This is a genomic window from Paracoccus sp. TRP (assembly GCF_000185925.1).
Lineage (GTDB): Bacteria > Pseudomonadota > Alphaproteobacteria > Rhodobacterales > Rhodobacteraceae > Paracoccus > Paracoccus kondratievae.
This window is the reverse complement of the sequence record NZ_AEPN01000003.1, coordinates 180,818-198,185: the sequence shown is the minus strand read 5'-3', so window position 1 is coordinate 198,185 and position 17,368 is coordinate 180,818. Positions and strand designations below refer to the sequence as shown.

The 17,368-nt window shown below is 63.0% G+C and carries 23 protein-coding genes; 19 read left to right on the top strand and 4 right to left on the bottom strand.

What is annotated here, in order from left to right; genetic code table 11:
- On the top strand, positions 1–653 hold a 653-nt coding region (locus PARACOCCUSGL_RS22650; protein WP_010393083.1), incomplete at its 5' end, for a calcium-binding protein.
- Positions 654–734: 81 nt separating this feature from the next.
- On the opposite strand, the gene mdh is transcribed toward PARACOCCUSGL_RS22650, so the two are convergent.
- The gene (mdh, locus tag PARACOCCUSGL_RS0103450; RefSeq protein ID WP_010393082.1) at positions 735–1,697 is read right to left on the bottom strand and encodes a malate dehydrogenase; all 963 of its coding nucleotides are present in this window, start codon (positions 1,695–1,697) and stop codon (positions 735–737) included.
- Positions 1,698–1,883: 186 nt separating this feature from the next.
- Here mdh and PARACOCCUSGL_RS0103445 point away from each other — a divergent pair, with 186 nt between their 5' ends.
- The 14 genes from PARACOCCUSGL_RS0103445 (at position 1,884) to PARACOCCUSGL_RS0103380 (ending at position 11,898) form a co-directional block, all read left to right on the top strand.
- The gene (locus PARACOCCUSGL_RS0103445) at positions 1,884–2,618 is read left to right on the top strand and encodes a sulfite exporter TauE/SafE family protein (RefSeq protein WP_010393079.1); all 735 of its coding nucleotides are present in this window, start codon (positions 1,884–1,886) and stop codon (positions 2,616–2,618) included.
- A gap of 80 nt (positions 2,619–2,698) precedes the next feature.
- Entirely contained in the window at positions 2,699–3,538 is an 840-nt protein-coding gene (locus PARACOCCUSGL_RS0103440; RefSeq protein ID WP_010393077.1) for a CoA ester lyase, read from the top strand.
- Positions 3,539–3,580: 42 nt separating this feature from the next.
- Positions 3,581–4,123, top strand: coding sequence for an NnrU family protein (locus PARACOCCUSGL_RS0103435; protein WP_010393076.1), 543 nt, complete (start codon positions 3,581–3,583; stop codon positions 4,121–4,123).
- Between the two features lie 15 nt (positions 4,124–4,138).
- Positions 4,139–4,345, top strand: a complete 207-nt coding sequence (locus PARACOCCUSGL_RS0103430) for a DUF1737 domain-containing protein (RefSeq protein ID WP_010393075.1) — start codon at positions 4,139–4,141, stop codon at positions 4,343–4,345.
- 9 nt (positions 4,346–4,354) lie between these two features.
- On the top strand, positions 4,355–5,389 hold the full coding sequence (locus tag PARACOCCUSGL_RS0103425; protein ID WP_010393074.1) for a MaoC family dehydratase: 1,035 nt from the start codon (positions 4,355–4,357) through the stop codon (positions 5,387–5,389).
- A 302-nt stretch (positions 5,390–5,691) separates the two neighbouring features.
- The gene (gene sdhC / locus PARACOCCUSGL_RS0103420) at positions 5,692–6,084 is read left to right on the top strand and encodes a succinate dehydrogenase, cytochrome b556 subunit (protein ID WP_010393073.1); all 393 of its coding nucleotides are present in this window, start codon (positions 5,692–5,694) and stop codon (positions 6,082–6,084) included.
- 16 nt (positions 6,085–6,100) lie between these two features.
- The gene (sdhD, locus tag PARACOCCUSGL_RS0103415; protein ID WP_010393072.1) at positions 6,101–6,490 is read left to right on the top strand and encodes a succinate dehydrogenase, hydrophobic membrane anchor protein; all 390 of its coding nucleotides are present in this window, start codon (positions 6,101–6,103) and stop codon (positions 6,488–6,490) included.
- A 9-nt stretch (positions 6,491–6,499) separates the two neighbouring features.
- Entirely contained in the window at positions 6,500–8,302 is a 1,803-nt protein-coding gene (sdhA, locus tag PARACOCCUSGL_RS0103410; protein WP_010393071.1) for a succinate dehydrogenase flavoprotein subunit, read from the top strand.
- Positions 8,302–8,661 carry a hypothetical protein gene (locus PARACOCCUSGL_RS0103405; RefSeq protein ID WP_010393070.1) on the top strand — a complete coding sequence of 120 codons (360 nt, stop codon included), beginning with the start codon at positions 8,302–8,304 and terminating at the stop codon, positions 8,659–8,661. Before sdhA ends, PARACOCCUSGL_RS0103405 begins: the two co-directional genes overlap by 1 nt.
- Positions 8,661–8,984, top strand: a complete 324-nt coding sequence (locus tag PARACOCCUSGL_RS0103400) for a hypothetical protein (protein ID WP_010393069.1) — start codon at positions 8,661–8,663, stop codon at positions 8,982–8,984. Before PARACOCCUSGL_RS0103405 ends, PARACOCCUSGL_RS0103400 begins: the two co-directional genes overlap by 1 nt.
- The gene (locus tag PARACOCCUSGL_RS0103395; RefSeq protein WP_138918272.1) at positions 8,984–9,838 is read left to right on the top strand and encodes a hypothetical protein; all 855 of its coding nucleotides are present in this window, start codon (positions 8,984–8,986) and stop codon (positions 9,836–9,838) included. The genes PARACOCCUSGL_RS0103400 and PARACOCCUSGL_RS0103395 overlap by 1 nt, the downstream gene beginning before the upstream one ends.
- A gap of 9 nt (positions 9,839–9,847) precedes the next feature.
- The gene (locus PARACOCCUSGL_RS0103390; protein WP_010393066.1) at positions 9,848–10,627 is read left to right on the top strand and encodes a succinate dehydrogenase iron-sulfur subunit; all 780 of its coding nucleotides are present in this window, start codon (positions 9,848–9,850) and stop codon (positions 10,625–10,627) included.
- A 14-nt stretch (positions 10,628–10,641) separates the two neighbouring features.
- The gene (locus PARACOCCUSGL_RS0103385) at positions 10,642–10,917 is read left to right on the top strand and encodes a hypothetical protein (protein WP_010393065.1); all 276 of its coding nucleotides are present in this window, start codon (positions 10,642–10,644) and stop codon (positions 10,915–10,917) included.
- Between the two features lie 147 nt (positions 10,918–11,064).
- Positions 11,065–11,898 (top strand): DUF1989 domain-containing protein, encoded by an 834-nt coding sequence (locus tag PARACOCCUSGL_RS0103380; protein ID WP_010393064.1) that lies wholly within the window; start codon positions 11,065–11,067, stop codon positions 11,896–11,898.
- Here the strand turns inward: PARACOCCUSGL_RS0103380 and PARACOCCUSGL_RS0103375 are convergent.
- Positions 11,895–12,587 (bottom strand): metal-dependent hydrolase, encoded by a 693-nt coding sequence (locus PARACOCCUSGL_RS0103375; RefSeq protein ID WP_010393063.1) that lies wholly within the window; start codon positions 12,585–12,587, stop codon positions 11,895–11,897. The genes PARACOCCUSGL_RS0103380 and PARACOCCUSGL_RS0103375 overlap by 4 nt on opposite strands.
- A 132-nt stretch (positions 12,588–12,719) precedes the next feature.
- Between PARACOCCUSGL_RS0103375 and gatC the strand changes: the two genes are divergently transcribed.
- The 4 genes from gatC to PARACOCCUSGL_RS20225 are packed head-to-tail and all read left to right on the top strand — an operon-like array spanning position 12,720 to position 15,725.
- Complete coding sequence (gatC, locus tag PARACOCCUSGL_RS0103370; RefSeq protein WP_010393062.1) at positions 12,720–13,007, top strand: Asp-tRNA(Asn)/Glu-tRNA(Gln) amidotransferase subunit GatC; 288 nt, start codon at positions 12,720–12,722, stop codon at positions 13,005–13,007.
- Complete coding sequence (gene gatA, locus PARACOCCUSGL_RS0103365; RefSeq protein ID WP_010393060.1) at positions 13,004–14,485, top strand: Asp-tRNA(Asn)/Glu-tRNA(Gln) amidotransferase subunit GatA; 1,482 nt, start codon at positions 13,004–13,006, stop codon at positions 14,483–14,485. Before gatC ends, gatA begins: the two co-directional genes overlap by 4 nt.
- 23 nt (positions 14,486–14,508) lie before the next feature.
- Positions 14,509–15,066, top strand: a complete 558-nt coding sequence (locus tag PARACOCCUSGL_RS0103360; RefSeq protein WP_010393058.1) for a hypothetical protein — start codon at positions 14,509–14,511, stop codon at positions 15,064–15,066.
- On the top strand, positions 15,063–15,725 hold the full coding sequence (locus tag PARACOCCUSGL_RS20225; protein ID WP_083825811.1) for an N-acetylmuramoyl-L-alanine amidase: 663 nt from the start codon (positions 15,063–15,065) through the stop codon (positions 15,723–15,725). Before PARACOCCUSGL_RS0103360 ends, PARACOCCUSGL_RS20225 begins: the two co-directional genes overlap by 4 nt.
- Here PARACOCCUSGL_RS20225 and PARACOCCUSGL_RS0103350 read toward each other — a convergent pair.
- Entirely contained in the window at positions 15,722–16,519 is a 798-nt protein-coding gene (locus PARACOCCUSGL_RS0103350; RefSeq protein WP_010393054.1) for a 23S rRNA (adenine(2030)-N(6))-methyltransferase RlmJ, read from the bottom strand. The genes PARACOCCUSGL_RS20225 and PARACOCCUSGL_RS0103350 overlap by 4 nt on opposite strands.
- A 547-nt stretch (positions 16,520–17,066) precedes the next feature.
- Positions 17,067–17,297 (bottom strand): DUF1127 domain-containing protein, encoded by a 231-nt coding sequence (locus PARACOCCUSGL_RS0103340; protein ID WP_010393053.1) that lies wholly within the window; start codon positions 17,295–17,297, stop codon positions 17,067–17,069.
- Positions 17,298–17,368: the final 71 nt, after the last annotated feature.

Genomic DNA, 17,368 nt, shown 5'->3' with positions numbered 1-17,368 from the left:
GTGCCGGCAATGACCGGCTGATTGGCGGCTCGGGCAATGACTATCTTAACGGCGGCACTGGCAACGATACGCTGGATGGCGGAACCGGGATCGATACCGCGCTGTATGACGGCGCCACGTCCGGCATCAAGGTTAACCTCGGTTCGACCAGCGCGCAGGCCATCGGCGGCGGCTATGGTACCGATGTACTGAGCAGCATCGAGAACATCCGCGGCTCTCGTTACAGTGACAGCCTGACCGGCAGCGGGGCGAATAACGTCCTGAACGCAGGTGCAGGCAATGACACGGTAAGCGGCGGTGCTGGCAACGACCAGCTGATCGGCGGCACCGGCAACGATCGGCTGCTTGGCGGTACCGGCAACGACACGCTGACGGGCGGGGCCGGCAATGACGTTCTGTCCGGCGGTTCCGGCGCGGATGTCTTTGTCTTCTCGGTTCGTGACAATGCTGACCGGATCAGCGACTGGCAGAATGGCTCTGACGTGATCCAGATCGTTGCGGGCACCTATGATGGTGAGCGTTACGACAGCTTTGATGACCTGACCATCACCCAGTCTGGTTCCAATACCGTGGTCAGCTTTGGCGGCACCACGGTCACGCTGACCGGGATCAACAGCGGTCTGCTGGACGCTTCGGACTTCGTGTTCGTCTGATAAACAAGAAACCCCGCGGGACGCGTCCGCGGGGTTTTTCCGTGCGGCGGCCGGAATGGCCGCTATGTGCGATTGGCCTGATCAGGCCAGCGTGGGGTCGATGCCCTTGCAGGCGGTCACGAGGCCTTTCACCGCATCAACCGACTTGTCGAACATCGCTTGCTCGTCTTTGTTCAGGGTGATGTCGATGACGCGTTCGATCCCCTTGGCACCGATCACGGTCGGCACGCCGACATAGAGACCGTCAAGACCGTAGGCATCTTTCACATAGGCTGCGCAGGGCAGGACGCGCTTTTGGTCCTTCAGATAGGCCTCTGCCATCTCGATGGCCGAGGTGGCGGGGGCGTAGAAGGCCGAGCCGGTCTTCAGCAGGCCGACGATTTCGGCGCCGCCGTCACGGGTGCGCTGGATGATGGCATCCAGTTTTTCCTGCGTGGTCCAGCCCATCTTGACCAGATCGGGCAGCGGGATACCGGCGACGGTCGAATAGCGGGCCAGCGGCACCATGGTATCGCCATGGCCACCCAGCACGAATGCGGTCACGTCGCGCATCGAGACGCCGAATTCCAGCGACAGGAAGTGGCGGAAGCGCGCCGAATCAAGCACACCGGCCATGCCGACGACTTTCTCGTGGGGCAGGCCGCTAAACTGGCGCAGCGCCCAGACCATGGCGTCGAGCGGGTTGGTGATGCAGATGACAAAGGCGTTCGGGGCGTGCTGCTTGATGCCTTCGCCCACCGATTTCATGACCTTGAGGTTGATGCCCAGCAGGTCGTCGCGGCTCATGCCAGGCTTGCGCGGCACGCCGGCGGTCACGATGCAGACATCAGCGCCGGCGATGTCGGCGTAATCATTGGTGCCCTTGAGCACGGCGTCAAAGCCCTCGGACGGACCCGATTCCGCGATGTCCAGCGCCTTGCCCTGAGGAGTGCCCTCGGCGATGTCAAACAGGACGACATCGCCCAGTTCCTTCATCGCGGCCAGATGTGCGAGCGTGCCGCCGATCTGTCCCGCACCGATAAGTGCGATCTTGGGTCGGGCCATGATAACCTCCGATTTCCATGATGGTTCGGGCGGTGGCGTAGTCCCTCGGGATGAGAATCGCAAGCCTTGCCTGTGGACAGAATGCAGAATCGTCCGCTGTCAATCGCTAACATGAAATGCTTGCCCCGCATTGCCGACCGCGCGGCGCTGGATTAACCCGGCGTTAAGCGACAACGGAGCGCGTCGATGGAAATCTTGGGCTGGGTGCTGGCGGTCATTGCTGCCTTGTCTATCGGAATGGCCAAGGGCGGATTGTCGATGGTCGGTACGATTTCAGTCCCGCTGCTGTCGCTGGTCATGTCGCCGGTGCAGGCAGCGGGGATTCTGCTGCCGGTCTATGTCATCTCGGATATCGGCGGGCTGATTGCCTTTCGCCGCAATTTCGATGCGAGGGTGTTGTGGACGCTGGTGCCGGGGGCGATCACCGGCATCGGGCTGGGCTGGGCCACGGCGCATCACGTCAATGACGCGCAGGTCGGCCTGATCGTCGGACTTATCGGCCTGACATTCGCGCTGAACGCGCTGTTGCGCAGCCCGGTCGATGGCAGTGCGCGGCCGCCGCGCTGGGGGGCAGGTACCCTTTGGGGCATGGTCTCGGGCTATACCAGCTTTGTGTCGCATTCCGGGGCCGCACCCTATCATGTCTATGCCCAACCGCTGCGTATGACGCCGATGACCTATGCCGGCACGACGACGATCTTTTTCGCCATCTGCAACGCGGTTAAGCTGATTCCTTATGCGCTGCTTGGACAGCTTTCGGCGCATAACCTGTCGATCGCCGCCGTGCTGATGGTGCCGGGAATCATCGGTGTCCTGATCGGGCTATGGCTGGTGCGGCGCATGTCGCCGCGCGTTTTCTACAGCTTTATCACCTGGGCGCTGATGCTGGTTTCGGCCAGGCTGATCTGGGATGGCATCTGACGCTGCACTGCGGCAGATCGAGGCTTGCGATTCGCTTCCTTTCCGGGCAGGTTCGCGCAAGATTATTACGCGAGGCCCAGATGACCCGTCCTTATCGTTCCGTGCTGTACATTCCCGCCGCCAATGTTCGGGCGATGGAAAAGGCCCAGACGCTGGCCGCCGATGCGATCATCTTTGACCTTGAGGACGCAGTGGCGCCCGCAGAAAAGGTTGGTGCGCGTGGGCTGCTGTCACAGGCCCTGCAGGCTGATTACGGCGGTCGGGCGCGAATCGTACGCATCAACGGGCTTGATACCGAATGGGGCGAGGATGACGCCCGCGCCTTTGCCTTGGGCGCCGACGCGGTGCTGGTGCCCAAGGTCAGCCGCAGCGCCGATCTGGATCGGGTGGCGGCACTGGTGCCCGAAACCCCGCTGTGGGCGATGATGGAGACGGCCGAGGGCATGCTTAATGCCGCCCGGATCGCCGCCCATCCGCGCCTGCAAGGCATGGTCATGGGGACCAACGATCTGGCCAAGGAACTGAACAGCCGTTTCCGCGCCGACCGCCTGCCCATGATGGCCGGGCTGGGCCTGTGTCTTCTGGCTGCGCGGGCGCATGGCCGGGTGATCGTGGATGGCGTCTTTAACGCCTTCAAGGACGAAGAGGGGCTGCGCGCGGAATGCGCGCAGGGCCGCGACATGGGTTTCGACGGCAAGACCCTGATTCACCCGGCGCAGCTTGCCATTGCCAATGAAGTCTTTGCCCCCTCAGAGGCCGAGGTAGAGCTGGCGCGCCGTCAGATTGACGCGTTTGAAGAGGCCAAGGCGCAGGGCAAGGGCGTCGCGGTGGTCGATGGCCGGATCGTCGAGAATCTGCATGTCGAGACCGCCCGCGCCACTTTGGCCAAGGCGGCTGCGATTGCCGAACTCGCGGGGTGATGGCAGGGTAGCGCCATTACATCCAGCAGAGGAACAAGCCAGATGTTTATCCTGATACTTGGCGTGGCGCTTTGGTGGGTGGCGCATCTTCTTAAGCGGCTCGCTCCGCCCCTGCGCGAACGGCTAGGCCGTGGCGCGGTGGCGGGGGCACTGCTGTTGTCGGTGGTGCTGATGGTGCTTGGCTACCGCCTTGCTGACGGCCCTTATTGGTGGGGGGCAAGTGCGCCTCTCAAGGGCATCAACAACCTGCTCGTGCTGGCGGCATTCTACCTTTTCGCCGCATCGGGGATGAAGACGCGCATCACCCGCCACATCCGTCACCCGCAATTGACCGGATTTGCGCTATGGGCTTTTGCGCATCTGCTGCCGAACGGCGATCTGCCCAGCTTTGTCCTGTTTGGCGGGCTTTTCATCTGGGCGCTGGTCCAGATCGTGGTCATCAACCGGGATGAGCCGGGCTGGATCCCGCCCGCTGGCCCCTTTCCTCCGCGCAAAGAGATCATGGCGGTCGTGGGCGCCATCGTCGTCATGCTGGTCGTGGGGCTGATCCACAGCTGGCTGGGCTACAACCCGTTCGGAAACTGAGCTTTGGGGGCTGACATGCCGAAAATCTATCGCCTGCTGACCGAAGATGACACCTCGGCCTTTTGCCACAAAGTCAGCGAGGCCCTGTCCAAAGGGTGGGAGCTGTATGGCGATCCCTCCTATGCCTTTGACGCTTCGCGCGGCGTGATGCGTTGCGCCCAGGCAGTCACCAAGGAGATCGAGACCGAGTATCACCCCCAGATGAAGCTGGGCCAGCAATAGGGAGCCAACATGAGCAAGACCAATCCGGGTCGCTTCTTCGAGGATTACCGCGTCGGGCAGGTGATCCGCCATGCCGTGCCGCGCACGGTCACGGCGGGCGAGCGGGCGCTGTATCACGCGCTTTATCCCGCGCGGCATGCACTATATTCCTCGGATGAGTTTGCGGCGGCTTGCGGATTGGGGGCAAGCCCGCTGGACGATCTGATTACGTTTCACATCGTCTTTGGCAAAACGGTGCCTGATATCAGCCTGAATGCGGTGGCGAATCTCGGCTATGCCGAGGGGCGCTTCCTCCGGCCGGTGCGGCCGGGCGACACGCTGCGTTCGGAATCCGAGGTGATCGCGCTCAAGGAGAACTCGAACGGCAAATCTGGTGTGGTCTGGGTCCGCACCCGTGGCCTGAACCAGCATGACGAGGTGGTGCTGGAATATGTGCGCTGGGTCATGGTGCGCAAAGGCGATACCGGGGCCGCGGCACCAGATGCGGTGGTGCCCGATCTGGCGAAATCCGTCGCGCCTGATGATCTGGTCGTGCCCGAGGGGCTGGATTTCCAGGACTATGATTTCGAGCTTGCGGGCGAGCCGCATCGCTGGGGCGACTATCAGACCGGCGAAATTATCGACCATGTCGATGGTGTCACCATCGAAGAGGCCGAGCATATGCTTGCCACCCGGCTGTGGCAGAACACCGCCAAGGTGCATTTCGACGCCACTTTCCGCGATGACGGGCGGCGGCTGATCTATGGCGGCCATGTCATCAGCATGGCGCGCGCGCTCAGCTTCAACGGGCTGGCCAATGCTCAGATGATCGTGGCGCTGAACGGCGGTGCCCATGCCAACCCCTGTTTCGCAGGGGACACGATCCGCGCCTGGTCCGAGGTTCTGGACAAGGCCGATACCCCGGCCCCCGGCGTTGGCGCGATCCGATTGCGGCTTGTCGCGCATAAGAGCGAGGCTGGTGATCACGCTTTGCGCGGTGCGGATGGAAAATACGCGCCTCAGGTGCTTCTGGACCTCGATTACTGGGCGCTGATGCCCAAATGAGCGCCTTGCAGGCCGGTGCGCGAATCGTTGTCGGACCGGCCTGAGCATGACCAAAATCCTCGGTTATCCGGGGAAATCGAACGAGTCCGTACTGATACCGCAATCATGCCGGCGAATATGACGGGTCTGTGATCACGGCTGGCATGTGCGTGATCACAAAAGCGGAAAATCTGTCCGATATCCGTCTTATGTATGGCATCCACCCGTGACAGATGCGACAAGGCGGCTAAAAGCAAACCCAATTTCGGCCAGCCCTCGCCGCCAGCCGTTGCGTGCGGGGCCTGAACGCAGGAGAGCGCATCATGGCTGACGTCAACCGGGGCAACCGGCCATTGTCACCACATTTGCAGGTCTATCGCCTGCCCCTCGCCGCAATCACCTCGATCATGACCCGCATCACCGGCCATGCGCTGGTCGCGGGGATCGTGCTGATCGTCTGGTGGCTGGTCGCCGCCGTCACCTCGCCCGGCGCTTTTGCCTGCGCAGACTGGGTGGTGCGGTCCTGGCTTGGCTTTATCATCCTGACCGGCTCGATGTGGGCATTGTGGTATCACCTGCTCGCCGGGTTGCGTCACCTGTTCTACGACGCCGGCTACGGTCTTGAGATCGAGCAGGCCAAGAAATCCAGTCAGGCGCTGATCGCCGGTTCGGTCGTGCTGGCCGTGCTGACGCTGATCGTCTTTTTCGCGTTCTGAGGAAAGGGCAGGGATCATGCGTTATCTTACTCCCCGCAAAACCGCCGAGGGTCTTGGCTCGGCGCACGAGGGCACCCAGCACCACTGGGCCATGACGGTTTCGGCCGTGGCGCTGGCCGTGCTGACCCCGCTGTTCATGATCGTGGTGGCCCGCGCCATCGGCCTGTCGCAAGATCAGCTTCTGGCCTATTTCGGCCGGCCCTTCCCCGCCGTCATCACCGCGCTCTTTGTTGTCGTGGGCATGATCCACTTTATCAAAGGCACCCGGATCATGATCGACGACTATTTCCGGGGTGGCGCGCGCAAGGCTGCCATCATCATTTCAATCATTCTCGGCTGGGCGGTCATCGCTGCCGCCGTTTATGCGCTGGCCCGGATGGGTCTGGGCGCGATCGTCGTCGTCTGAGGTTCCGCAATGGCTGCTTACAAATACGAAACGCACGAATATGACGTGGTGGTCGTGGGCGCCGGCGGCGCGGGCCTGCGCGCGACGCTGGGCATGGCTGAACAGGGTTTGCGCACCGCCTGCGTGACCAAGGTCTTTCCGACCCGCTCGCATACGGTCGCCGCGCAGGGCGGCATCGCTGCCAGCCTGTCGAACATGGGTCCCGACCATTGGCAGTGGCACATGTATGACACCGTCAAGGGCTCGGACTGGCTGGGCGACACTGACGCGATGGAGTACCTCGCGCGCGAGGCTCCCAAGGCCGTTTATGAGCTGGAACACTATGGTGTTCCCTTCAGCCGCACCGAAGAGGGCAAGATCTATCAGCGCCCCTTTGGCGGTCACACCACTGAGTTCGGCGAAGGTCCGCCCGTGCAGCGCACCTGTGCCGCGGCCGACCGCACCGGCCACGCCATCCTGCACACGCTTTACGGCCAGTCGCTGAAGGAAAAGGCGGAATTCTTTATCGAATATTTCGCGCTGGACCTGATCATCACCGATGGCGCCTGCACTGGCGTCGTGTGCTGGAAGCTTGATGACGGGACCATTCACGTCTTTAACGCCAAGATGGTCGTGCTGGCGACCGGTGGCTATGGCCGCGCCTATTTCAGCGCCACCTCGGCCCACACCTGCACCGGCGACGGTGGCGGCATGGTGGCCCGCGCGGGTCTGCCGCTGCAGGATATGGAATTCGTGCAGTTCCACCCGACCGGCATCTATGGTTCGGGCTGTCTGATCACCGAGGGTGCGCGCGGTGAGGGCGGCTATCTGACCAACAGCGAGGGTGAGCGGTTCATGGAGCGTTACGCTCCGACCTATAAGGACCTTGCCAGCCGCGACGTGGTTTCGCGCTGCATCACCATCGAGATCCGCGAAGGCCGCGGCGTTGGTCCGCATAAGGATCATATGTATCTGAACCTGATGCACCTGCCGCCGGAAAGCCTGGCCGAGCGTCTGCCGGGCATCAGCGAATCGGCCAAGATCTTTGCCGGTGTCGATGTCACGCGTGAGCCGATCCCGATCTTGCCGACGGTTCACTATAATATGGGTGGCATTCCGACCAACTATTGGGGCGAGGTGCTGAACCCGACCGCCGAAAATCCCGATCAGGTCTTCCCGGGCCTGATGGCGGTGGGTGAGGCAGGCTGCGCCTCGGTTCATGGCGCGAACCGCCTGGGCTCGAACTCGCTCATCGACCTTGTGGTCTTTGGCCGGGCCGCCGCGATCCGCGCGGGTCAGGTGATCGACCGCAAATCGGCCATCCCGACCACGAACAAAGAGGGCGTGGACCGGGCGCTGGACCGTTTCGACCGCATCCGTCACGCCAATGGCACGGTGCCAACCGCCGAGCTGCGGCTTGAGATGCAGCGCACCATGCAGGCCGATGCAGCCGTGTTCCGCACCGACAAGACCCTGGCAGAAGGGGTCGACAAGATGCAGGTGATCGCGGGCAAGCTGAACGACCTGAAGGTCACGGATCGCAGCCTGATCTGGAACAGCGACCTGATGGAAACGCTGGAGCTGACGAACCTTATGCCCAACGCGCTTGCGACCATCGTCGCAGCCGAGGCGCGCAAGGAAAGCCGCGGCGCCCATGCGCATGAGGACTACCCCGAGCGGGATGATGCCAACTGGCGCAAGCACTCGCTTGCCTGGGTCGAAGGCAACGATGTTAAACTGGCCTATCGGCCCGTTCACCTCGAACCTTTGACCAGGCAAGCGGAAGGCGGGATCGACCTGAAAAAGATCGCACCCAAAGCGAGGGTTTACTGATGCGTCTTCCTCTGATCCTGACTGTTGCCGCGTTGGCCCTGTCGGGCTGCGTGGTCCAGAATCCCGGCATGGCGCCGGTGCCGGCTCCGCTGCCTCCGGTTACCACTCCGGCGCCTGATGCGGCGGCCAGCTCTTCTGCGCGCGTCGTCATCAACCGCGAGATGGCCAAGCGCCTGCCGGGTGCCAATGTCGCGCCCTATACCGACTGCGTGATCCAGAACGCCACCAGCGCGGAACTGGCCAGCATCGCCGCCGCCGGAGCGGCCGGGGCAGGGGATTCGGTCGCCGCCATCGTCGGCCGGCCCGCGACGTCGCAATGTATCGCCAGCGCCGCCGCAGCGGCAAAAGGCACTGCGTGATGAGCCGGCGCGGTCTGCGCATGGGTCCTGGTCTTGTCCCGGCACTGCTGGGGCTGGCCGCCTGTGCGACCGCGCCGATTCCTGTCGAACAGGCCGAGCGTGCCTGCCTTAGCGCGGCGCTTGATGCCCGCGCGCCCCGCACCGAAGTTGGCTTCGGCGTTGGTTCGCACGGGGTGCGCGGCGGTTATGTCAAGGTGGGCATGTCCTCGGACTATATCATGGGTCGCGATCCGTCCGAGATCTTTAACCAATGCGTCCTGCGCCGGTCGGGCCAGATGCCCACGCGGCCGCTTTACGATCAGCCGGGTTGGGGGGCGCGCTGATGTGTGCGGGCGATGGTCGCCAGGCGCCGCGCGCCGCGCGCCGGCTGACCGTTCATGTCGGGGTTCAAAAGACCGGCTCGACTGCGTTCCATCATTTCATCAAGCTGAATTCTGCCCGGATCCTGCGCCATCTGGTCGTTGCAAATGAGCTGATCAATATTCAGACGCGCGCGCTGGGGCGGGCTGCAATTGCCTTTAGCCTTAATCCCGATGCCGGGACCGAAGCGGCCCTGCGTCGCACCTTTGCCGGGATTCTGGCCGCTCTGCCCGCGGGTGACCAGCCGGTCCTGCTGACGCATGAGAACCTGGCAGGTGCCATGCCCGGCAATGGGGGTGAGACGCAGCTGTTCCCGATGCTGCCCCGGATCGCGAGGTTGCTGGTCAAAGAGGCGCAGGGCTTTGATCTGAGCTTTGTCTGCTACACCCGCCGGCAGGAACAGTGGCTGGAAAGCGTCTGGGCTCAGGCGATCAGGACCGACGGCTATACCGGGACCTATGCCCAGTTCCTGCAAGAAACAGCGGGCATTGCTGGCTGGGACGATCTGACTGCGCGCCTTGCGGATGCCATCGGCGCGGATCGCCTGCTTTGCCTCGCGGTCGAGGAAGAAGAGCACCGGCTGAAGCCCGGTTGCCGTCTTTTGCGCCACGCTGGCCTGCCGGACGAAGAAATCGCCGCACTTGAGCCGCTGGACCAGCCGGTCATGGCGCGGCTCAACGCCGGGGCGCTGGAATTCATGCGCCAAGTCAATGCGGCGCCGCTTAACCCCCATGCCCGGGCCAAGATCGCAAGGCTCGTCACCCGCTGCCAACCCTTGTTCAACGCTGATTTTCGGCCGCAAGGAAATCTCTCATAGGAGTACCCAATGGTCCAACTTACCCTTCCCAAGAACAGCCGGATGCGGGTCGGAAAGACCTGGCCGAAGCCCGAAGGCGCAACCAATGTCCGCCGCTTCAACATCTATCGCTGGGATCCGGACAGCGGTGAAAACCCACGCATCGACACCTATTTCGTCGATCTGGACAAATGCGGCCCGATGATTCTGGATGCGCTGATCAAGATCAAGAACGAGATTGATCCGACGCTGACCTTCCGCCGCTCGTGTCGCGAGGGGATCTGTGGATCCTGCGCGATGAACATTGACGGCGGCAACCATCTGGCCTGTATCTACGGCATTGATGAGGTCAAGGGCGATGTGAACATCTACCCGCTGCCGCATATGCCGGTGGTCAAGGACCTGGTGCCGGACCTGACGCATTTCTATGCCCAGCACGCCTCGGTCCAGCCCTATCTGATCACCGAGACGCCCAATCCCGACAAGGAATGGCGTCAGTCGATCGAAGACCGCAAAAAGCTTGATGGTCTTTATGAGTGCATCCTCTGCGCCTCGTGCTCGACCTCGTGCCCCAGCTACTGGTGGAACGGCGACCGCTATCTTGGCCCGGCGGCGCTGCTGCATGCCTATCGCTGGATCATCGATTCGCGCGATGAAGCCACGGGCGAGCGGCTGGATGCGCTTGAAGACCCGTTCAAGCTGTATCGTTGCCACACGATCATGAACTGCACCAACACCTGCCCGAAAGGGCTGAACCCGGCCAAGGCGATTGCCTCGATCAAGCATATGATGGTGGATCGGATCGTCTGATTTGCCCTGACATCATGGCTGCCATGACGGCCATGGCGGATTTACGCCGCGTCGCAGAGCTGGATTTTTCTGCGATGCGGCGTTATCTGTTTGGCAGGGAGGACAAAGCACGATCCGGAGATTCCGAGATGACCTCCTCTGCCGTTACGCAAGAAAACGTCACCCCCCTGACCGCGCGCAAGCCGCAAAAGGTCCAGGATCGCGAGGCGCTGGCCGTTCTGGAGCAGATGTTCGGCTATTTCAGCTTTGCGCCGATGCCGCTGGAAGCAGATCTGCGTCAGGCTGCCTGATCCCGGGACCGTCGGCAGCTTTGGGCGCAGTTCTGGCGATTGCGCCCGCTAGCGCGTTTCTATGCCGCCTTTTTGCCACGAAATTTCTGTTAAGATACGTGGCAAAACAGGGTTGCGATATCGTGGTGTCGCTCCTAGCATCGCCGCATGACCCGCAATATTCCCGAAGATGCCGCCGACCGTCGGGCCGTTCGCCCGGTGATCTGTTATCCCAACGAGACGCTGCCTGACCCGGATCTGCCGGGGCTGCAGACGCTGCGGCTGACGGCACGCAAATCGGGCGAATGTCTGGTACCGCCGCGCGAGGCGCGCTGCTTTCACGTCCCTGCCGGCCATTTTTTTCGCATCACCAGCGTCGAAGGGCCGCAGGTCGGCGATCTGAATTTGTGGTCTGCGGCCGACCCGCGTGAGCGTTTTTACTCGGGCAAGACCCGGGCGCTGCATGGCACGCATCTGACGCGCGGGGACCGGATGTGGTCCGGCTTTCCGCATCTGCGCCCCATGGCGACGGTGACCGAGGATACGCTGGAGTGGTATGGCATTGATGAATTCGGCGGCTCGGTCCATGACGTGATCGGTACACGTTGCGATCCCTATACGCACCGGCTGCTTAGCGGGCAGGATTATCACCACTGCTGTCATTCGAATCTGGTCAATGCGCTGATGGCCGATCTGAACCTGTCGCGAGACGAGGCCGAACCGCTGGTGCATGACGTGCTGAACGTTTTCATGTGCACCGGTTTTACCCGCGATACTGGCCAGTATTTCATGAAAACCAGCCCGGTGCGTCCCGGAGACTATCTTGAATTCTATGCCGAAATCGACCTGATCGGCGGGCTTTCGGCCTGTCCGGGCGGCGATTGCGGCAGCGAGCACTCCAGTGACGCTGCCGCATGCTATCCCCTGCTGGTCGAGATCTTTGCGCCGCTTGGTCCGACGGTACGCGAACAGCCCCGCTCCAGCAGTTACAGCTGGCCTTAAAGGGTGATCGGCTGCATGACCTCAGGCTCGATCACCTGAACGCCGGGCAGGCCCGCTTTCAGCGGCTCGGCATCCTGTGCCAGCAGCGGGAAGGTCCGATAGTGGCAGGGTATCACGGTCCTGAAGTTGAAATACTTCCGCGCTGCCCAGGCTGCGCGCTCCATATCCATGGTGAAATGCCCGCCGGCCGACAGGATGCCGATGTCGGGCTGGTGATATTCGCCCATCCACCCCATGTCGGCCATGATGTCGGTGTCGCCTGAAACATAGATCACATGGCCCTCGCCCGCGATCATATAGCCCGACTCATGTCCGGCATAGACCGGTCCCTCGTTCCCATCGAAGGACGAGGAATGTGCGGCATTGACCATGGTGACGCGGGCTCCGCCCAGATCGACCGTGCCGCCTTTGTTAAAGCCGATACCTTCAATGCCCTGATGGGTCTGCCAGGTGTTGATCAGGTCATAGATGCCGGCGACCGGGATTTTCAGTTCGCGTGCGATGGACAGTGTATCCCCGGTGTGGTCGCCATGACCGTGGGTCAGCAGGACATGGGTTGCGCCGGTAATCGCCTCGTCACGCCTGTCGGCAGGAAACATCGGGTTGCCGGACAGCCAGGGGTCGATCAGGATCACGGCCTTTTCGATCTCCAGCCGGAAACCCGAATGGCCAAGCCAGGTCAGTTTCATGGAAGGGCTCCTTGCTTGTTGCTTGGCCCGCATCCTGCCAAGCCGGGTCGCGGGCGTAAAGTTCCGCCTGCACGGGTGCTTGCCCCGCCCCGGCCGCCCCGGTAAAACCCGGCCCAAGCGAAAGGAGCCCCCATGGCGATCACCGAGGACGAAGCCCGCAAGGTTGCGCATCTGGCGCGGATTGCGGTCAAGGACGCCGACCTGCCCGCGCTGGCGCAGGAGCTGAACGGCATCCTGCATTTCATGGAACAGCTGAATGAAGTCGATGTCGAGGGCGTCGAGCCGATGACCGGGGTCGAGCCGATGCGTCTTAAGCGCCGTCAGGATGTCGTCACCGACGGCGAGATGCAGGACCTGATCCTGAAAAACGCGCCCGATGCGCGTGAGGGCTTCTTTGCCGTGCCGAAGGTGGTGGAATGACCGATCTGAACCGACTGACCATCGCCGGGGCCCGCGACGGGCTGCGCAAGGGCGATTTTACCAGCGCCGAGCTGACCGAAGCCTGCCTTGACGCGATCGAGCAGGCCGGAGTGTTGAACGCTTACTGCCACAAGACGCCCGAAAAGGCGCGCGAGATGGCTGCCGCTGCCGACAGCCGCATTGCTGCGGGCGATGCACCGGCCATGTGTGGCATCCCGTTGGGGATCAAGGATCTTTTCTGTACCCGCGACGTGCCTTCGCAGGCTGCAAGCCGGATCTTGGAGGGCTTTTTGCCGCCCTATGAATCGACCGTGACCCAGAATCTGTGGGACGCGGGCGCGGTCATGCTGGGTAAACTCAGCATGGACGAATTCGCCATGGGCTCCTCGAACGAGAGCGCCTGCTACGGACCGGTGGTGAACCCTTGGAAAGTCGATGACCGGCAACTGACGCCGGGCGGCTCTTCGGGTGGTTCGGCGGCGGCCGTGGCTGCAGATCTGTGCCTTGCCGCGACGGGCACCGATACCGGCGGCTCGATCCGCCAGCCCGCGGCCTTTACCGGTACAGTAGGGTTGAAACCGACCTATGGCCGGGTCAGCCGCTGGGGCGTCATTGCCTTTGCCAGCTCGCTTGATCAGGCGGGCCCCATGACCAAGACGGTGCGCGACGCGGCAATCATGCTGGGCGCAATGGCCTCGGTCGACCCCAAGGATTCGACCAGCGCCGAGCGTCCGATCCCGGATTATGAGGCTGCATTGACCGGTGACATCCGCGGCCGTCGCATCGGCATTCCGCGCGAATATCGCATGGACGGCATGTCGGATGAGATTGACGCCCTGTGGAACAAGGCGGCCGAGATGCTGCGCGATGCGGGGGCCGAGGTGGTAGATGTCAGCCTGCCGCATACGAAATATGCCCTTCCGGCCTATTACGTCATTGCGCCGGCCGAGGCTTCATCGAACCTCGCCCGGTACGACGGCGTGCGCTATGGCCACCGCGCCCGGCTCGAAGCTGGTGACGGCGTGGTCGAGATGTATGAGCGCAGCCGCGCCGAGGGCTTTGGCCCCGAGGTGCAGCGCCGGGTTATGATCGGCACTTATGTGCTGTCCGCGGGCTTTTACGACGCCTATTACAACCGTGCCCGCAAGGTACGCGCGCTGATCAAGCGCGACTTTGATCAGGTCTTTGCCGATGGTATCGACGCAATCCTGACCCCGGCCACCCCCAGCGCCGCCTTTGGTCTGGGCGAGATGTCGGGCAAGGACCCGGTCGAGATGTATCTCAACGACGTCTTTACAGTGACGGTGAACCTTGCCGGCCTGCCCGGGATTTCGGTTCCGGTGGGGCTTGACCGTCAGGGCCTGCCGCTTGGCATGCAGCTGATCGGCCGCCCCTGGGATGAGGGCAACCTGTTGAACCTTGCGCAAAGCCTCGAATCTGCGGCAGGCTTCACGGCGAAACCCTCGCGCTGGTGGTAACCGGCTACAAACGGGAGAGACCGATGCGGAACCTGGCGACCCTCGCGGTATTTGGCTCTGTGCTTGCGCTGGCCGGCTGCGGTGAAAATACGGGCTGGAACCCGAATTACAGCGCCATGCACAATGGCTCGGCCTATGCCAAATACCTGCAAGAGCGTGAGGTTGCCCTGCATGGCAAGGGTCAGGCGCCGAAGGCGATCCCGATCCAGCTGCCAGCTCAGGCGCCGACCCCGGACGATATTGCGGGCACACCCGTGAAACGGCAGGCTGCCACAGCCCCGAAACAGGCTGCGCCACGCACCCAAGGCACCCCGGTCCGCGTCGGGCAGGGGGTGACGCCGGTGCTGGTGCGCTATGCTCATCAAGAGACGCAGGCTCCGGGCACACGCACCTATCAGCGTAGCGGAAGCTCTGATTCGGCAGCGGCGCGGGTGTGCCGGACCTATGTCAGCGTGGATGCGGCGCAAGCTGCCTTCATCGCGGCAGGCGGACCGGTGATAGATCCACATGGCATGGACCCTGACGGTGACGGCTTTGTCTGCGGCTGGGATCCGCGCCCCTTCCGCCAGTCCAGACTTTGAGCCTATCCCCCAATCACGGCGATCGGCGCGGGGAACAGCCTCAACTGATCGTCATCCACTATACCGGCATGGCCGATGGCCCTTCGGCCCGCGCGCGGCTTTGCGACCCCGAGGCCGAGGTCAGCGCGCATTGGCTGATCCATGAAGACGGCACGACCGAGGCACTGGTCCCCGAGGATCGCCGCGCCTGGCACGCGGGCGCGGGCTCGTGGCTGGGGCGCGAGGATGTCAACTCCCGCAGCATCGGCATCGAGCTTGCTAACCCCGGCGACCGTCCTTTCCCCGAACCGCAGATGGCAGCGCTGGAGACCTTGCTGGCTGAGATCATGGCGCGCTGGTCCATTAGCCCTCGGGACGTTATCGCACATTCGGATCTGGCCCCGGGACGCAAGATCGACCCGGGCCCGCGCTTTGACTGGCGACGGCTGGCCCTGCAAGGACTCGCAATCTGGCCTGAGGGAGAGGGGGCCGATCTGCCCCTGCCCGATAGCCTGACGCGCATTGGTTACCCAGAATCCCCCGCGCGGCTTGCCGCATTCCGCCTGCGTTTCCGTCCATGGGCGGATGGGCCCGAGGATGAAACTGACCGCAGGCTTGCCGGCTTGCTTGCCTCTGGCCGGCTTCTTTCGTGTTCAAATATCCAAAAACTGTCGAGCTAGCGCCAAGCCTTGCCCGGAAAGCGCTGACTGAACAGCGACTCGATCCGCGCTGCTTCTTCATCCAGCCCATAAGGCGGGTTTACCACCGCCATGCCCGAACCGATCATGCCATGGCCTGATCGGGCCGGTGGGAAGTTCACTTCCGAGATCAGCGCATCCGCATGGCCGCCCCGCAGTGCCTCGATCATCGGCACATGGCGCTGATCGGTCAGGATCGGATACCACAGCGCAATCACGCCTACGTTCCACTTGCGCACCAGTCGCGAGATATGGCGCGGTATGGCGTCGTAATCGGCCTTGACCTCATAGCTTGGGTCAATGAGCAGCATCCCCCGGCGCGGCATAGGCGGACAGACTGCCTGTGCCATCTGAAACCCGTCCTGTTGGTGCAGGCGTGCGAAACCCGCAACCTCGGCCAGTGCCTCATGCTCGGTGGGGTGCAACTCGGCCAGATGGGCGATGTCGTCCGGGCGCAGGAAGTGTCGTGCGATCAGCGGAGAGCCGGGATAGGCCGTGGCACCATGGCGTGCGCGGACTGCATCCAGGGCCTGGCGCAATGGGTGATCTGCAGGCAGCCAGTCCTCTGCCAACGCGCGGGTGATGCCTGCGGCCGCCTCGCCGGTCTTTTCCGCCTCAGGCGAGGTCAGATCGTAAAGACCACGCCCGGCATGGGTTTCCAGATAGGACAGCGGCTTGGGTTTGACGGTCAGATACGAAAGCATGGCAGCAAGCAACGCGTGCTTGTGCAGATCGGCCAGATTCCCGGCGTGATAGGCGTGCTGATAGGACAACATGTCCCGCGATTAACCCGATGGCCTGAAAATGAAAAGCGGCGGCGCCCAGGGAGGAGGAGGGGGCACCGCCGCGTAACGCTGGCCCAGGGAGGAGGAGGGGCCGCGCATAGGGTGCGGCAATGGCAGGGAGGAGGAGGCCATTACCGCGTGCTGACGATCCCAGGGAGGAGGAGAAGGACCGTCGCAAACTGTGTCCGCCTTGCGGCGGGGATTTTGGCGGCGCCCTCCAGGGAGGAGGAGGGGAGGGCGCCGCGCATAACGGAAAGCCCAGGGAGGAGGAGGGGCTTCTCCGTATCGGTTTGGCGGCGCCTCCGGGAGGAGGAGAGAGGCTGCCGCCGGAACCGCGAGACCCGGGAGGAGGAGAGGTCTCGCCGTATTGGTTGGCGGCGCCCTCAAGGGAGGAGTAAGGGGCCGCCTTAACGTGAAACCCGAGGGAGGAGGAGCGGGCTTCACCTTATCTGAGCGGCGGCATCCTCAGGGAGGAGGAGGGAGGATGCCGCCTGAACCCGGACCCAAGGGAGGAGGAGTGGGTCGGGTATCGAAATTCTTACTTCGCCCCCCATGCGGCTTCGTAAGCCACGCCACGGAGGTTGCTGCGGTTCAGGCCAAGGTCAGCCAGTTCGCGGTCGGACAGTTCGCCCAGCTCGCGCAGGGTCTGACGATAGACGGCACGACGGGCCATGTTTTCACGCAGGCCGGCCACGAATTTCGCGATCGCCCCGTTGCCGCTTGCGGCGTTGCGGTGCATACCGCCATGGATCAGATCGAGAACAGCCATTTCATACACTCTTTCGTCTTGCGGTTGGCGCGGTCACTTAATCTTGTCCCGCGCTGTTGGAATGAACATGG

Bases quoted from the DNA above. Each gene is read 5' to 3' on its own strand.
- PARACOCCUSGL_RS0103380 (WP_010393064.1), top strand. From the start codon at position 11,065: ATGACCCGCAATATTCCCGAAGATGCCGCCGACCGTCGGGCCGTTCGC.
- PARACOCCUSGL_RS0103385 (WP_010393065.1), top strand. From the start codon at position 10,642: ATGGCTGCCATGACGGCCATGGCGGATTTACGCCGCGTCGCAGAGCTG.
- PARACOCCUSGL_RS0103445 (WP_010393079.1), top strand. From the start codon at position 1,884: ATGGAAATCTTGGGCTGGGTGCTGGCGGTCATTGCTGCCTTGTCTATC.
- sdhA (WP_010393071.1), top strand. From the start codon at position 6,500: ATGGCTGCTTACAAATACGAAACGCACGAATATGACGTGGTGGTCGTG.
- PARACOCCUSGL_RS0103405 (WP_010393070.1), top strand. From the start codon at position 8,302: ATGCGTCTTCCTCTGATCCTGACTGTTGCCGCGTTGGCCCTGTCGGGC.
- PARACOCCUSGL_RS0103375 (WP_010393063.1), bottom strand. From the start codon at position 12,587: ATGAAACTGACCTGGCTTGGCCATTCGGGTTTCCGGCTGGAGATCGAA.
- PARACOCCUSGL_RS0103350 (WP_010393054.1), bottom strand. From the start codon at position 16,519: ATGTTGTCCTATCAGCACGCCTATCACGCCGGGAATCTGGCCGATCTG.
- PARACOCCUSGL_RS0103390 (WP_010393066.1), top strand. From the start codon at position 9,848: ATGGTCCAACTTACCCTTCCCAAGAACAGCCGGATGCGGGTCGGAAAG.
- PARACOCCUSGL_RS0103360 (WP_010393058.1), top strand. From the start codon at position 14,509: ATGCGGAACCTGGCGACCCTCGCGGTATTTGGCTCTGTGCTTGCGCTG.
- sdhC (WP_010393073.1), top strand. From the start codon at position 5,692: ATGGCTGACGTCAACCGGGGCAACCGGCCATTGTCACCACATTTGCAG.
- gatC (WP_010393062.1), top strand. From the start codon at position 12,720: ATGGCGATCACCGAGGACGAAGCCCGCAAGGTTGCGCATCTGGCGCGG.
- PARACOCCUSGL_RS0103430 (WP_010393075.1), top strand. From the start codon at position 4,139: ATGCCGAAAATCTATCGCCTGCTGACCGAAGATGACACCTCGGCCTTT.
- PARACOCCUSGL_RS0103400 (WP_010393069.1), top strand. From the start codon at position 8,661: ATGAGCCGGCGCGGTCTGCGCATGGGTCCTGGTCTTGTCCCGGCACTG.
- gatA (WP_010393060.1), top strand. From the start codon at position 13,004: ATGACCGATCTGAACCGACTGACCATCGCCGGGGCCCGCGACGGGCTG.
- sdhD (WP_010393072.1), top strand. From the start codon at position 6,101: ATGCGTTATCTTACTCCCCGCAAAACCGCCGAGGGTCTTGGCTCGGCG.
- mdh (WP_010393082.1), bottom strand. From the start codon at position 1,697: ATGGCCCGACCCAAGATCGCACTTATCGGTGCGGGACAGATCGGCGGC.
- PARACOCCUSGL_RS0103340 (WP_010393053.1), bottom strand. From the start codon at position 17,297: ATGGCTGTTCTCGATCTGATCCATGGCGGTATGCACCGCAACGCCGCA.
- PARACOCCUSGL_RS0103440 (WP_010393077.1), top strand. From the start codon at position 2,699: ATGACCCGTCCTTATCGTTCCGTGCTGTACATTCCCGCCGCCAATGTT.
- PARACOCCUSGL_RS0103425 (WP_010393074.1), top strand. From the start codon at position 4,355: ATGAGCAAGACCAATCCGGGTCGCTTCTTCGAGGATTACCGCGTCGGG.
- PARACOCCUSGL_RS0103435 (WP_010393076.1), top strand. From the start codon at position 3,581: ATGTTTATCCTGATACTTGGCGTGGCGCTTTGGTGGGTGGCGCATCTT.
- PARACOCCUSGL_RS0103395 (WP_138918272.1), top strand. From the start codon at position 8,984: ATGTGTGCGGGCGATGGTCGCCAGGCGCCGCGCGCCGCGCGCCGGCTG.